General features: G+C 44.5%; 15 protein-coding genes. 8 read left to right on the forward strand and 7 right to left on the reverse strand.

The window, feature by feature from the left end; translation table 11 throughout:
* The first annotated feature begins 7 nt into the window (after nt 1–7).
* Nucleotides 8–661, forward strand: a complete 654-nt coding sequence (locus CJD36_RS14425; RefSeq protein WP_133162654.1) for a hypothetical protein — start codon at nt 8–10, stop codon at nt 659–661.
* Complete coding sequence (locus tag CJD36_RS14430; RefSeq protein ID WP_105039887.1) at nt 636–1,481, forward strand: glutaminyl-peptide cyclotransferase; 846 nt, start codon at nt 636–638, stop codon at nt 1,479–1,481. Before CJD36_RS14425 ends, CJD36_RS14430 begins: the two co-directional genes overlap by 26 nt.
* A gap of 172 nt (nt 1,482–1,653) precedes the next feature.
* Here CJD36_RS14430 and CJD36_RS14435 read toward each other — a convergent pair whose 3' ends face one another.
* Entirely contained in the window at nt 1,654–2,196 is a 543-nt protein-coding gene (locus CJD36_RS14435; protein ID WP_105039888.1) for a hypothetical protein, read from the reverse strand.
* A 62-nt stretch (nt 2,197–2,258) separates the two neighbouring features.
* Nucleotides 2,259–4,886, reverse strand: coding sequence for a valine--tRNA ligase (locus CJD36_RS14440; protein WP_105039889.1), 2,628 nt, complete (start codon nt 4,884–4,886; stop codon nt 2,259–2,261).
* Between the two features lie 142 nt (nt 4,887–5,028).
* Between CJD36_RS14440 and CJD36_RS23420 the strand changes: the two genes are divergently transcribed.
* Together CJD36_RS23420 and CJD36_RS14445 are read left to right on the forward strand one after the other, a co-directional pair.
* Nucleotides 5,029–5,187 (forward strand): hypothetical protein, encoded by a 159-nt coding sequence (locus CJD36_RS23420; RefSeq protein ID WP_170067825.1) that lies wholly within the window; start codon nt 5,029–5,031, stop codon nt 5,185–5,187.
* Between the two features lie 56 nt (nt 5,188–5,243).
* The gene (locus tag CJD36_RS14445; protein ID WP_105039890.1) at nt 5,244–5,654 is read left to right on the forward strand and encodes a group III truncated hemoglobin; all 411 of its coding nucleotides are present in this window, start codon (nt 5,244–5,246) and stop codon (nt 5,652–5,654) included.
* Between the two features lie 4 nt (nt 5,655–5,658).
* On the opposite strand, the gene CJD36_RS14450 is transcribed toward CJD36_RS14445, so the two are convergent.
* The 4 genes from CJD36_RS14450 to CJD36_RS14465 form a co-directional block, all read right to left on the reverse strand.
* Nucleotides 5,659–6,714 carry an NAD(P)/FAD-dependent oxidoreductase gene (locus CJD36_RS14450; RefSeq protein ID WP_105039891.1) on the reverse strand — a complete coding sequence of 352 codons (1,056 nt, stop codon included), beginning with the start codon at nt 6,712–6,714 and terminating at the stop codon, nt 5,659–5,661.
* Nucleotides 6,696–8,045 carry a BaiN/RdsA family NAD(P)/FAD-dependent oxidoreductase gene (locus tag CJD36_RS14455; protein ID WP_105039892.1) on the reverse strand — a complete coding sequence of 450 codons (1,350 nt, stop codon included), beginning with the start codon at nt 8,043–8,045 and terminating at the stop codon, nt 6,696–6,698. Before CJD36_RS14455 ends, CJD36_RS14450 begins: the two co-directional genes overlap by 19 nt.
* Nucleotides 8,046–8,414: 369 nt before the next feature.
* Nucleotides 8,415–9,407 carry a recombinase RecA gene (recA, locus tag CJD36_RS14460; protein WP_105039917.1) on the reverse strand — a complete coding sequence of 331 codons (993 nt, stop codon included), beginning with the start codon at nt 9,405–9,407 and terminating at the stop codon, nt 8,415–8,417.
* A 167-nt stretch (nt 9,408–9,574) separates the two neighbouring features.
* Nucleotides 9,575–10,003, reverse strand: coding sequence for a DUF6249 domain-containing protein (locus CJD36_RS14465; RefSeq protein WP_205685610.1), 429 nt, complete (start codon nt 10,001–10,003; stop codon nt 9,575–9,577).
* A gap of 1,066 nt (nt 10,004–11,069) precedes the next feature.
* Between CJD36_RS14465 and CJD36_RS14470 the strand changes: the two genes are divergently transcribed.
* The 3 genes from CJD36_RS14470 to CJD36_RS14480 are packed head-to-tail and all read left to right on the forward strand — an operon-like array spanning nt 11,070 to nt 12,655.
* Complete coding sequence (locus tag CJD36_RS14470) at nt 11,070–11,648, forward strand: RNA polymerase sigma factor (protein WP_105039893.1); 579 nt, start codon at nt 11,070–11,072, stop codon at nt 11,646–11,648.
* A gap of 33 nt (nt 11,649–11,681) precedes the next feature.
* Nucleotides 11,682–12,197, forward strand: coding sequence for an anti-sigma factor (locus CJD36_RS14475; RefSeq protein WP_105039894.1), 516 nt, complete (start codon nt 11,682–11,684; stop codon nt 12,195–12,197).
* Between the two features lie 17 nt (nt 12,198–12,214).
* Nucleotides 12,215–12,655, forward strand: coding sequence for a DinB family protein (locus CJD36_RS14480; RefSeq protein ID WP_105039895.1), 441 nt, complete (start codon nt 12,215–12,217; stop codon nt 12,653–12,655).
* Between the two features lie 215 nt (nt 12,656–12,870).
* On the opposite strand, the gene CJD36_RS14485 is transcribed toward CJD36_RS14480, so the two are convergent.
* Complete coding sequence (locus CJD36_RS14485) at nt 12,871–13,818, reverse strand: arginase (protein ID WP_105039896.1); 948 nt, start codon at nt 13,816–13,818, stop codon at nt 12,871–12,873.
* A gap of 84 nt (nt 13,819–13,902) precedes the next feature.
* On the opposite strand from CJD36_RS14485, the gene CJD36_RS14490 reads away from it, so the two are divergent.
* The gene (locus tag CJD36_RS14490; protein ID WP_105039897.1) at nt 13,903–14,325 is read left to right on the forward strand and encodes a hypothetical protein; all 423 of its coding nucleotides are present in this window, start codon (nt 13,903–13,905) and stop codon (nt 14,323–14,325) included.
* Nucleotides 14,326–14,554 lie beyond the last annotated feature (229 nt).

Here is a 14,554-nt window from a genome sequence, read left to right on the forward strand (position 1 = left end):
TCTCGGTATGGCACACTCTACGGTGTGCCATACCTCTTTAAAAGGAAGTACGATGACAGATAAGATCCTCTTAGTAGCCAACAGGTATGCGCTGGGGCTAAAGAATGTAGAAGATAGGCGTGCAGAATGGCTCGAACATTTTAAAGAAGTACGCACTCACCTTATAGAAATAGCAATGCTGCTCAATGAAAAAGCGGAATACAAACCCGGCTTTTTTGTAGATACCAGCCACGCCTATAACGATGATATTAATGGTACTTGCTCTAAGCTGCCATCACTTACGTTTCGCTCAGGAGATATGCCGCTCAACGTGTCATTCCGCAACGCTATTGGCGAAAAGAAGGAGTATATAGAAGAGGGTTTTTACCTGGTATTTACGCCTACAATTACCGGCCAGATATTGATTTTATTGCAGCCTCATTATAGCTATGGCTCAGAAAAGCCCGAGTATATAAATATTGCGATAGTAGATCACCCAAAGCAATTGACTGCCGATGTTATTGAAGAACTGGTAGCCAAGGGGATGGAAGTAGCTTTCTATAGCAGCTTTACCGGCATGGTAGATTTGCAGCAACACGAAGTACAACAGGAATCTCAAAAACAATATAAGCCCGAGCCTATCGGCTTCAGAAGATATGAAAGCACTCAGAAAGCTCAGTAGATATACACTCCTGTCAGCCGCCCTACTTATTGCAGCCTGCAACGGAGATAATAACAAACCTTCAGTAAATACTGCCCCGCCTGAAGCCCCGGCAGATCAGGTTGTGCCCAAGTTGATCTCATTCGATATTGTAAAAGAGTACCCGCATGAGCCAACAGCATTCACCGAAGGGCTTGAATACAAAGATGGCTTCTTCTATGAAGGTACAGGTGAATATGGAGCTTCTGATCTGCGCAAGGTAGATGCAGCCACCGGTAAAGTAATAGCCTCAACTAAAATGGACGCAAAGTATTTTGGTGAGGGGGTAACAATACTCAATGGCAAGATATACCAGCTTACCTACCGCGAGGGCAAAGGATTTATCTATGATGAAAAGACACTCAAACAGATAGGTACTTTTGATTTCGCCACGCAGGAAGGGTGGGGCATGACCAACAATGGTGTTCAGCTGATATTTGATGATGGTTCCAACATACTACACTTTATCGACCCTACTACTTTTAAGGAAGTAAAGCGCCTTAATGTTACAGATGAACATGGCCCTGTTAACGAAATAAATGAGCTGGAACTGATCAATGGGTTTATCTACGCCAACCAATGGCAGAAGGATATCATCTTAAAGATAGACACCGCCACTGGGCATGTTGTAGGCCGTGCCGATCTTTCTACTATCCGCCAGCGCGGGGGCATTCCTCCCATCACCGAGCGTCGTGGTGCCCCGGAAGTACTTAACGGTATAGCATACGATAAAGCCACCAACCGCATCTTTGTAACCGGCAAAAACTGGCCCAAGCTATTTGAAATAAAACTGGATAATTAAAAGATAATAATGATTGCTGAGCGTATGTTTCCGACTACGCTCGTGCGGGCATTTATTAGCTGTCGGTAGCTGGCTTTTGACCATCAAAATCATCGGTTCTTTAAGTAGGACTCACATACAACATTAAACTAAAACGCCTCTACAAAGTAGAGACGTTTTAGTTTGAATAAGATTATTTTATCGTAGGTGCCGGTGCCTTTTTGATCACACATTTCATCTCCTTCCCAAACACCGTATCCACATCATTGCCCATTTTTTTCTCTAAAAGTATCTCTGCAATAAATACAGTATCACCACCTTTTATGCGGTCGTAAATACTGCCTGAGATATTAGACGTAATAGTATCTCCGGGACAAAATTCTGTTGCAAAGTCTATCTGCATAGACATGTCGCCTTCTTCATTTTCAAACAGCCTGCGTTCTGCATAGTTGAAGTTGAAGCCCAGTATTTTCATGGCATTGCCTTTATCATCGCGTGCGGTGATACCCTGTTTCAGCAATGAATCAAAGTCCTTTACCAAAATATCCCCGCCTGAAAAATTAGAGCGGCCAAGGTATACCACCGGTTTAGGTGGTCTCTTTTTGGCATGCGATGCAGCAGTGTCCTTCCCGGTATTTTTTACCTGGGTTGTACCTGCTTTCTGCTGCGCCCATAGTGTTACGCAACACATTGTCGCCAGCACTCCCGCTATTATTGTTCCTGCACGTTTAGCCATGTTGTTATCTCAAATTTCACTAAATAAAACTAAACACAATGTTACAATGTGAACAGAGTGTATTACTTCAAACTTTCTTCAATGGCCTTTATCTTATCCATTGCGTCAGCATGTTTTTTACGCTCGTTCTCTATCACCTCCGGTTTGGCATTCTGCACAAACTTCTCGTTCAGTAACTTCTTCTCTACACTGGCTACAAAGCCTTTTAGGTAAATAAGATCTTTCTCCATGTCTGCCTTCTGTGCCACTGTATCAACAGTTGCGTTGGGTGCGTCTATGTATATCTTATCCGTCTGTACCACTATAGATAATGTACCTGCTTTAGCTTCATTGGTAAAGGTGATGTCTGTAGCATTTACCTGCTTGCGCAGTATATCCATTGTTCGTTCGTAAAATGCCTTATCCTGTGTGTCTATCCACAGGTTGATCACTTCCTTAGGCTTCAGTTGATTCTTATTACGCGTATCACGTACTGCCGATATCACTTCCTGCAGCATAGATCCCGCTTTCAGCTTTTCTGCATCAGGACCCTGGTAAGCAGGTAGTTGTTTTTGTATCAGGTCATCGCCATCTGCACGTTCACGAAGGATATGGTAAATATCTTCAGTCACAAATGGCATGAACGGGTGCAGCAACTGTATCAGCTGTTCAAATATATTGATAGTGCGCTCATAGATGCTGGTAGCTATCGGCTGATCCTGTGCGGGTTTCACCCACTCCAGGTACCATGAGCAGAAGTCATTCCAGATAAGTGAGTAAACGGTCTTCAACCCTTCGCTCAGCTTAAAGTCCTTCATCAATTCTGCTACCTCACCGCTTACCTGTGCCAATCGGGCATCCATCCAGTCCATAGCAAAACGAACCTGGGTGTCGTCAAGGTCGTCTTCACAGCGGGTTTCCCAGCCATTCACCAGCTTCATGGCATTCCACATCTTGTTGCAGAAGTTACGGCCTTGTTCCAGTCCGGCTTCGTCAAACAATACGTCATTACCCGCAGGTGAACAGATCATTACACTGAAGCGAACCACGTCAGCGCCAAAATCATCTATCATCTTCAGCAGGTCGGGTGAGTTGCCCAGAGACTTACTCATCTTCCTGCCTTGCTTATCTCTTACTATACCGGTGAAGTAAACTTCCTTGAATGGCAGTTCGCCCTTGAACTCATATCCTGCCATTATCATGCGCGCTACCCAGAAGAAGATGATCTCGGGTGCGGTCACTAATGTGTTGGTAGGGTAGTAGTAACTCAGTTCTGCATTATCTGGATTTTTGTTCCAGCCAAATACTTCCATTGGCCACAACCAGCTGCTGAACCATGTATCCAATACATCTTCTTCCTGCCTTAGCTCTGCATGTTGTGCCGCCAGTGCTGGCTTCTTTGATTGGTATTGTTCATGTGCCTGTGCGGCTGTTTCTGCTACATAGATGGTTCCTTCAGTATCATACCATGCAGGTATGCGCTGGCCCCACCACAGCTGGCGGCTTACGCACCAGTCTTTGATGTTCTCCATCCAATGCCTGTACAGGTTCTTGAACTTGCCGGGGTGGAAGTCTATATCGTTATCGGCTACTGCATCAATGGCCGGCTTTGCCAGCTCGCCCATCTTGCACCACCACTGCATACTCAACCTTGGTTCTATCACCACATCTGTACGCTCGCTGAATCCCACCTGGTTTACATAGTCTTCTTCCTTTACAACCAGGCCAAGTTCCTTTAGATCTTCAACTATTTTCTTACGAACAACAAAGCGATCCAGACCTTCGTATTTGCCCGCATCGCTGCTCATAGTACCATCTTCATTAATGGTGTCTATTACCTGCAGGTTGTGCTTCTGGCCCAGGTTGTAGTCATTGATATCATGCGCTGGAGTTACTTTCAGCGCACCTGTACCAAATTCTTTATCAATGTACTCGTCGAAAATGATGGGTACGCGCCTGTTAATGATCGGTACAAAGCAATACATTCCCTTTAGGTGGGCATAGCGCTCATCTTCGGGGTGTACACACACCGCGGTATCGCCGAGAATGGTCTCAGGACGAACGGTTGCTATGGTTATATATTCTTCCTTTTCGCTGTCTATGCGATACTTCACATAGGTCAGCTTAGAGTTCATTTGTTTGTGGTTTACTTCTTCATCGCTAAGTGCTGTTTTAGCCTTAGGATCCCAGTTGATCATCTTTACACCACGGAAGATATTGCCCTTATTATACAGGTCTACAAACACGCGTATTACAGATGCATAGTAATCCTCATCGAGGGTAAATGTGGTACGATCCCAGTCAAGCGCACAACCCAGCTTACGCAGTTGCGATAAGATGATGCCGCCATATTCTTCCTTCCATTCCCACGCATACTTCAGAAACTCATCTCTCGACAGATTCTTCTTATCAATACCACGGTCACGCAGCATACCTACTACCTTAGCTTCTGTAGCTATACTGGCATGGTCTGTACCCGGTACCCAGCAGGTATTGTAACCCATCATTTTGGCACGGCGTATCAATATATCCTGTACGCTGTTGTTAAGGGCATGGCCCATGTGCAGTATGCCTGTTACATTGGGTGGAGGCATGACTATAGTGTAGGGCTCCCGGTCATCTGGGGTACTCTTAAAATATCCTTTCTTTTCCCAATGGGCATACCATTGCTGTTCCGCTTCTTTATGCTGAAAATTCTTACTTAATTCCATAACGTTATATCGCAAATATAAGGCACCAAACACAGTTTATAATGTATATACAGGTATTTTGTCAATTTTGGATTGTTTTTAATGGTTTACTATCATGATCTATGTCTGTCGTTATATTCTCATTTGGTTTTAAATTTATAATATGAAAATCAATCGCGAATGGCATGAAAAGCACCGCATACCTGAAAAAGCCACCTTCGAACAAAGAGCCAAATGGCACCTGGAGCATCAGAAGAATTGCCAGTGTAGGCCCATACCTGCTAAGCTTACGGAGGAAATGAAGGCAAAAGGAATGATTTAACTCATGATTTGCAGTAACCCGTCAACGTACCTTTGTCTTACTAATAGTTAATTGTAATGGATAAACATGATCTGGGTACAGAGCAGGATATAAAACTGCTGGTTGATACCTTCTATGGTAAAGCAATGTCCGACCCGCTTATAGGCTTCATTTTTACTGATGTAGCCAAAATTTCCCTCGAACACCATATGCCCATAATGTACTCGTTCTGGAGTTCTATGCTGCTGGGAACTGACAATTACCGCTCCAACCCAATGGCAAAACACATGGACCTGAACAGGAAAACAGCTTTATTGCCGCAACACTTTAAGCGCTGGCTGGAGCTGTGGGAAGAGACTGTTAATGACCTTTTTGCCGGCCCTATGGCCGAACAAACTATAACACGTGGCAAAAACATAGCTTCGGTTATGGAGTATAAGGTAAGGCGCGACAGGGATACTTTCCCCATAATACCGGGTAGAATTTAGAGGGTTACCTGCTCAACACTTTTGTGTACCTGCTTATGTCGGCTTCCTTATGCAGGGGTGTGCCATGCACCAGGTGGCTGGCCAGCGACTGTGCAAAATAGGGTGCCTGCGAACATCCCTTAGCGCCCATGCCATTCAAAATACCTACAGATAGGTGCAATGGATGTAGGCCCGCGAAGGGTTTATGATCAACTGTCGCAGGTCGTACTGATGCCCACTGGTCTTCTATTTTATAGGGCAGTTTCAGCCAGTTCTTTAATTGCCATTCTGTCTTTTCCCTGAATGCCGCTGAAGTATCGGTATTGTCAAACGTCCACTCAAAAGATGAGCCTATCCAGAACAGGTCGTCCTCCCAGGGGGCTATCTTCAGGCTGTTCTTATACACAAAATCTCTCGGCAGATCTGGAATAGCCACCAGTAATACTTCGCCCTTGTTTAAAGAGAAGGGTAGTCTCGAAAAGTATGGATTATCCATTCCTGCAGCCGCATCACAAAAAATGATCTTTTCTGCTGTAATGCCTTTATAGCTTACTTTTTCGGGTGTGACCGACAATTGAGCCTGATCAAATTTTTCTTCAATAATACTTCCGGTTGTTTGCAGGTGCTTACGCCAGGTATCCTGCAGCAGTCGCATATTGATGACGGATGTGGACGAGATACGACCTATACCATAATGGAAATTGAACATGGCATCCCAATCTGCACTATCAACATCAGTATGAAGATATTCCGTGTATTGCGCAGCGCGCTCGGTAAAGGTATCGCGGTATTTTATGTCGGGGTAAAATTCCAGGATGCCATAAGGATTGATGACCTTAATATCGAACCGCCGGCTAATCTCATAATACATGGACATAGCTTCGGGCAGCAGCTCGTCTATCATCCATGACTTTACCACCCGCATACCCGTTACAGGATTAATGAGTCCGCTGGCTACTTTACCTGCAGTAAAGGGTTGTGATTCATCAATGACTACTACGCTTTTACCTTCCTTCATCAGGCACCAGCTAAGCAGTGTACCGCAAATACCTTGTCCTACTATTATGTAATCTGTTTGCATAGTGGTATTTTAGAAATACAAAACGAACACGTCCTTTCGTGAGATTGCTTCGTGCCTCGCAATGACCCGCTTTTGTTGTTATTGCTTACGTAAGACAAATAACCAACTGCCAAATTGTCAAATTGCCCCATGCTTTGCGCCGCTATCCATCCGCTGCTCCAGGCATTTTGAAAGTTATAGCCACCCGTCACACCATCAACGTCCATCACCTCGCCGGCAAAGTGAAGGCCCGGGTGTAGCTTGCTCTGCATCGTCTGTGGGTCTATCTCTGCCAGGTTGATACCGCCGCAAGTAACAAACTCTTCCTTAAAAGTGGTCTTGCCATTCACGGTGTATGTATTGCGTAGCAAGGCTTCTATCAGTTTATTTTGCTGTGCGGCGGGCAGTTCTCCCCACCGTACATCATCCTTTATACCGCACTGTATCAGCAGGTATTCCCACAGTCGGCGTGGCAACTCGAAAGGGTTCTTATTTTGCACCAGTTGCTTGCCCTGTTCCTGTCGCAATCCTAGTATTATTTCTTTCAGGTCGGCATCATTTACGTCATTCAGCCAATTGATGATGAAGTTGAACTGGTAGTTTCTGTCGGCCAGTTCCCTGGCACCTACTGCCGATGTTTTCAATACTGCCGGGCCGCTCATGCCCCAGTGGGTGATCAATAGCGGCCCCGACTGAGCTATTTTGGTGCCGGCTATTTTTACCGTGGCCATCGGTACACTCAACCCCATCAACTCGGTTACCGGGTGTTTGGGTATATTGAAGGTAAATAGTGATGGCACAGGCTGTTGTATGGTATGGCCCATTGCTGTAAGCCACTTGTATTGTTCTGCTTTAGGAAATCCGCCTGTAGATATCAGCACTTTATCAGCAGTATAGGTGCTTCCATCGGCAAAGGTGATGACAAACTGTGCGCCGTCTTTCTCTATTGAGTTCACAGATTTATGATAGATCACCTGCACTCCCTTGCGCATCATTTCCTGCCATATAGCGTCTATGATGGTTTGCGAACTATCGGTAATGGGGAACATACGGCCATCAGCTTCGGTCTTCAGCTGAACGCCACGTTCTTCAAACCATTTAATAGTGTCGGCAGGGGTGAAGTGGTACAGTGATTTACGCAATAGTTGTTTACCGCGTGGGTAGCGGGTAAGTAGTTCGGGTATGTCGAAACATTCATGCGTTACATTGCACCTGCCACCTCCCGATACTTTTACCTTCTGCAGCACCTTGCCTGTCTTCTCAAACACGGTTACTTTCAGTCCATCACGTGGCGTTATATTCGCCGCCGCAAAGCACCCCGCCGCACCTGCACCTATTATGGCTATTTTCATGAGTATTGAAATATGTGTTAGTTAATTAGGCCGCGAACCTACGGCTCGCGTGTGTCTGTAGGGTTTCGGTGGCTACAAAGCGGTGACCACCTACGGGGTCATAACATATGCTTATCCCAGTTGAACATATAAAGCAAGCATAGTTGATTATTGTTGCGACCCTACGGGGCGCTGTAATAAGAAATATGCTTTAAGGCTACAAACCTTTTGCACCTAACGGCGCAATGACATGGAATGATGCCGAATTTATTTTCTATCTGGTATCAGAATCGCCGTTTTTGAAATTAATGCAGCAAAGATAATAAGAACAAGGAAGGCTGTCAGCATATGCGCTAACAGCCTTCGTACTTACTAAGTATGATCAATAAACTAAGCTACTACCTGTAGTGCTTCGCGTATTCTTGCTTCAATTTCTGCCATCATTTCGGGGTTGTCCAGCAGGAACTGCTTTACCGAATCCCTTCCCTGGCCTATCTTGCTATCGTTGTAGCTGTACCACGATCCGCTCTTGGCCAATATGGTCAATTCTACGCCCATATCTATGATCTCACCTACCTTGCTGATACCTTCACCGAAGATGATATCGAACTCTACCTGGCGGAATGGCGGTGCTACCTTGTTCTTTACCACCTTTACACGGGTGCGGTTACCGCTGGCTACATCGCCATCTTTGATCTGGCTGATACGACGGATATCCAGACGTACAGACGCGTAGAACTTCAATGCATTACCACCGGTTGTTGTTTCGGGGTTACCGAACATCACACCTATCTTTTCACGCAGCTGGTTGATGAATATGCAGCAGCAGCCTGTGCGGGCAATAGTTGCTGTCAGCTTCCTCAGTGCCTGGCTCATCAAACGTGCTTGTAAACCCATTTTACTTTCGCCCATTTCGCCTTCCAGTTCACCCTTTGGTACCAATGCCGCTACAGAGTCGATAACAACCACGTCTACAGCACCTGAAGAGATCAGGCGATCGGCAATTTCCAACGCCTGCTCACCATAGTCCGGCTGAGAGATGATCAAACTATCTACATCTACACCCAGCTTGCGGGCATAACCTGAATCAAATGCGTGTTCCGCATCGATTATCGCGCAGATGCCGCCTTTTTTCTGTGCTTCTGCTATAGTGTGGATAGCCACCGTTGTTTTACCTGAAGATTCAGGGCCATATATTTCAATGATACGGCCTCTTGGGAAACCGCCTACGCCCAATGCTACATCAAGGCCTAGTGAACCTGTACTGATCACATCGATCGGATCATGCCCTTTTTCACCCAACATCATTACAGAACCTTTGCCATAGTCCTTTTCGATCTTGTCCATTGCCAGTTTGAGCACTTTCAATTTATCGTCTGCCATATTGCTATTTTTTTCTTTCATTATTTTCCAGGTCAAAATTAGGTATAAATACCACAGGCAGGCAATTTGCGGACAAGAAGATATCCACATTTTATGAATCGGCCCAAAACCTTTACTGTAAAGGTTTTGGGCCGCTTTTTGGTGTTGCAAATGTGTATATGTTTGCTCTAAGAAGGCGTTTTTTCAGATGGCAGGTATTTGATATTTGTTTCTTTTTCGTCCCATTTCTTATCCATCCAGTCTCTTTTCTCTATCAGATAAGATATTACAAGGCCAAGGCCACCAAAAAGGCCTATCATAGCAAAGTATATTTGTGGGTATTCTCTGTAGTCCATCTCGCCACCAACCATTACGTTGTGTTTCATCATTAACTCATCAACAAGGAACGCCAGGAACAGGCCAAGTCCGACCCCGCAAAGTAAAAGACCGAATTTCAGACTGAGGAATGGTCGCGGGGAAGCTATTTTGGGAGTGCGTGGATTGATACCTCGATCTATCATCGCCATATTTTCCTTGTTTCTCATGTATACTATACCGAATATCATTCCAAAAAATGACAGAAAGAATACCGGCGCAATTAACATCTCTGATCCCATAATTATTAGTTTTTAAATGATTTATAAAAGTTGTTGAGTAAAAGCTAGCAAACATTGTTACCATCTAAGACTACGTGTTGAGGAAACAGGTTACAGAATGGTTGAAATATTTTTTGTTGGGGGGGCGTTCTTTAGTATTTCATGTTTTTTTGGGTGGATGCCCGATGGGAAATAAAATTCAAATCGGGTGTAAAAATGTGTTATATGGTTGATTGTTAGTGTATTATGAAAAATGTCCATGCCCGATTGTGCCCGATTATTCTGTGTGTCGGGTGGATTGCTGTTGTGGGTACGAGAGTGTGGCTTATATGAACTTACAAACAAATACGTCCCGATGTTCGGGTCAGAGAGACTACGGTTGAGATTGGAGGTTACAGAATTTGGAGAAATATTTTTTTTGTATATTATTATGACGGGCGTTACAAACGCCCTGCCGTGGCATCCGCGATACAATCGCGGACGAGTTTTATATTGGTTTCGAAAAGTGGCAGTTTTTCATAAAAGTGGCAGTTTTCTGACGTTGGTTTTGTTGGAAAGCTTGTCGGGAAAGGTTTTTAGCGGATTTTAACAAATTACCACTATCTGCCACTTTCTGCTACATGCTGCCACTTTTTTTGTGAAATGTGGCAGTGCCTCGTCCCTAAATAGGTCTACGTTGTTTGATTAGATTGTAGTTGCATGTGTTTACTTCCATTGTGTCTCGTGTTTGTCTGAATCAGGATAGTCAAGATTTTAGGATGAGGCGGATTCCCGATGCAGGGCTGAAGATATTCAGCCCCTACGTGTTGTGTCTGGTTGGTGATGAGGGATCATAATGTCAGGAGCGCGCAGGTTTTCACCTAAATCGGGTGCAAATTAATATGCGCTCAAGACATATGCAAATAAAGATATTCACAAAAGTTACGTCTGCGTGCTCTGAAACGCTTTGTGGGCAAGGGTTTTGGCGGGTCATTTTTGTGGATATGTTTTTCGGTCTACTCTCTCCACCAACTTTACGCATCTTTGCATTATCCTTTTTTAGATTTTCTGTAACCTCACTGGTCAATTCTGCGTCTTATATTATTACATGCATGGTCTGGAAGACGATATAGCTATTATTCAAATGGTGTTACAGGGGCGGCAAGCCGCCTATGCAACACTGGTAACACGCTACCAGGCGTACGTGTTTACCATAGCTATGCGCCATGTCAACAACAGAGAACTGGCAGAAGAGTTGGCCCAGGATGTATTTGTAAAGGCTTACCGGTCGCTGGCTTCATTTAAGGGGACCAGCAAGTTTACCACCTGGTTGTATACCATTGCTCACAATACCTGTTTGTCTCACCTGCGCAAAAAGGAAGACGCGACCTTTTTTCCGGGAGATGAGAAGATGCATGGGTGGGCAGAGGATGCAGGTGGTGGCGAACATCCCGCAGGCAGACTGGAGCAGAAAGCACAACAACAGCTATTGTCGGGGGCCATACAACATCTGCCGCCGGCAGATGCGGAGATCATCACATTATTTTACCAGGGCGAACAGTCGGTGGAAGAGATAAGTGGCATAGTGGGTATTACTACCGGCAATGTAAAGGTGAGGCTGCTAAGGGCGAGACAAAAGCTAAAGGAGATACTGGAAACCCGGTATAGTAAGGAGGTAGTGAGGTAAATGAAAATTATTGGCTAATTTTAATGAAGGGTTATGGAAGACAGGGATAACATAGAGATCAGGCTTTGGGAATTCATAGACGGCATCAGCAACGAGGCCGATATGGAGCAGGTGTCTGTATTGATAGCCACCGACCCTATATGGAAGGCAAAATATGAGGAGTTGCTGAGTTTTAATGCGGCAATTGTCAGCGGCCTGGAGCTGGATGAGCCGCCTGTAAGGTTCACTAAGAATGTTATGGATATGGTAGCCGATGTAAAAATGGCTCCGTCTATAAATGGCTATATCAACCCTTCTGTCATAAAGGGGATCGCCGCGTTTTTTGTCATTTCTATCATATTGGTTGTCGGTTATTCTCTTTCAACGGTGAGCTGGACCATTACCGCCTCATCTTTTAAAATGCCCGCACTTAAAGTGCCAACACTGGCCCTTCCCGCTCATTTCAATAGTACATTTATTAATGTAGCTATAGGCATCAATGTAATACTGGGCCTGCTGTTTGCCGATATGATGCTGAGGAAGAGAGACAGAAAGAAACAACACCAATAATTTTTGAACACGCAACCATGGAACTATTTTTTGCAGAATTATTTGAAAGAGACATTTTAAAACTAAAGGACGAACTTAATGCCTTTGAAACAGAGTTGAATATTTGGGCGGTTCCTCCCGGTATCAGTAACAGCGCAGGTAACCTTACGCTGCACCTTATTGGTAATCTCAATCATTTTGTTGGCGCAACACTGGGTAACACCGGGTATGTAAGAACACGTGAACTGGAATTTTCAACAAAGAATGTTTCTAGAACCCAACTGTTGGCAGATATTGATCAAACAATTGTTGTAGTAAAGAATACGCTGTCGGCACTTACACAGGAACAGTTAGGCGCACAGTTCCCGTTTGAAATATTTGGCCAGCATAGCACCACTTTTTACCTCACTCATTTTTACGGACATATTGCGTACCACTTGGGGCAGATCAACTACCTGAGAAGGATATTGGAGGCGTAAAAGCAAGGGTACGCAGAGAGCAAGATCTTGCGTCTACAAAGCGGCTGGGTACAGCAACCAATAGAACATCCAGCACCGATTGTATTATGTAGAGACGCAAGATCTTGCGTCTCTACATACGGGTTAATTTAAAACACAAAAGGAAGACGATAAAACAGATATGGCACACCTTTGAGGTGTGCCATATCATTATATTCTACGATCGTTGAAATATTTTAGTTCAACAACAACAGGTTCACACCACGCTGCAGGATATTAAAGGCTATTTCTGCCATCATGTTTTCTTTATCCAATGTTGGGTTCACTTCAGCAATTTCGAAGCAGCAAATTTTGTGGTGCTGCATGAAAGATGCGATCAGATCCTCAGCTTCACGCTCACGAAGGCCATTGCTTACCGGTGTGCCGGTACCGCGGCTTATAGAGCTGTCAAGGCTATCCACATCGAATGATACATAAATGTCATCGCAGTTTGAAAGGTGCAGGAATGTCTGACGAACTACGTTCTCAATTCCCTTTCTGCGCACTTCTGCTACCGGAATTACCTTTATGTTACCTTTCTTTATTATGGCCTCTTCTTCCTTTTCAAAGTCGCGAAGTGCAATGAATACGATATCTTCAGGCAATATCTTAGGTTCTATCTTGCCCAGGTTTTTCAGTTTCTTCCAGTAGTCCAGCGTTTGCGGATCCGGATTATGTACCTGATTTTCTTTGTTATCATCAGCCAGAGATATACACAGCGGCATACCATGCATGTTGCCGGATGGGGTAGTGAACGGTGAATGCAGATCGGCATGCGCATCTATCCATACCACGCCCAGGCGACGCTTAGGTTTAGCCATTTTAAGGCCCGCTATAGTAGCCCCGGCAGTACTGTGGTCGCCCGCCAGTACCAGTGGAAACAAGCCTGATTTCACGGTTTCGCATACAGCTGTTGAAACTCGTTCGTACATGGTGTGTATACCCGTAATGCGCTTTGCATATGGAGAGGCCACAGGTTCGTACAAAAGCCTGTTTTCATTTTCCACCACATCGGATGGGAAATTCACGAACAGGTTGCTCATAAAGTCGAGCGCAGCTATTTTTATGGCATCGATACCCAGGCTTGCACCTCGTGTACCTGCACCTATTTCAGATCTTACTTCTATGATCTTTATATTTCGCATAGGATTCAAAGATAAGATAAAAGCTCTTATTAGCTAAATTGGTATGCATTTTGCTGAGTAATAAACAGAATAAACACATGCTGTATGAAAAGAATCTACTTTCCACTGCTCACCGTCCTGTTTTTTACCACTACAGCTATGAAGTGCTATAAGGACACGCCCGACTGCCATCATGGTATCGGTTTGCTGAATACGTCGCCGACAGCGGTATATTATTTAAAATCGATGGACTCCTCGCTGGATGGTATGCCAGACCCTAAATTGCAGCGGCAAGGGGATGAAAGTAAGTGCTTTTCTAATAACGTACACAATTTAAGTACGAGCATTTGCTGGGAGAACGAGATCATCTCATCAAAGCATGAAGCGTTCTATTTTTACTTTTTTGACGTGCCGGTGATCGATAATACTCCGTGGGACAGCATCGTGGTCAGAAAACAATACCTGAAAAAGGTGAAGTATACATTTAACGATTTTCAGCAGAGTGGTAGAATGGTGTATTATCCTTAAGGGGGAAGTAAAAAGTACTCAATTGGAAGCGGCTAAAAGATACGCGGCTAGGACGACTGTGATGGGATCGTTAAAAACGGCACAAAACGAATACGTCCTTGCGTGAGATTGCTTCGTTCCTCGCAATGAACTGTGTTTATAAACAAGTATTTTGTAAATAATTTTTCTCAAAAATTGCTTCTTTTGTCGCAATAGCAAATGCTTGTTTGAGCAGCTTATTGACTACCGC

Origin of the sequence: Flavipsychrobacter stenotrophus (assembly GCF_002954265.1) — a bacterium.
Lineage (GTDB): Bacteria > Bacteroidota > Bacteroidia > Chitinophagales > Chitinophagaceae > Flavipsychrobacter > Flavipsychrobacter stenotrophus.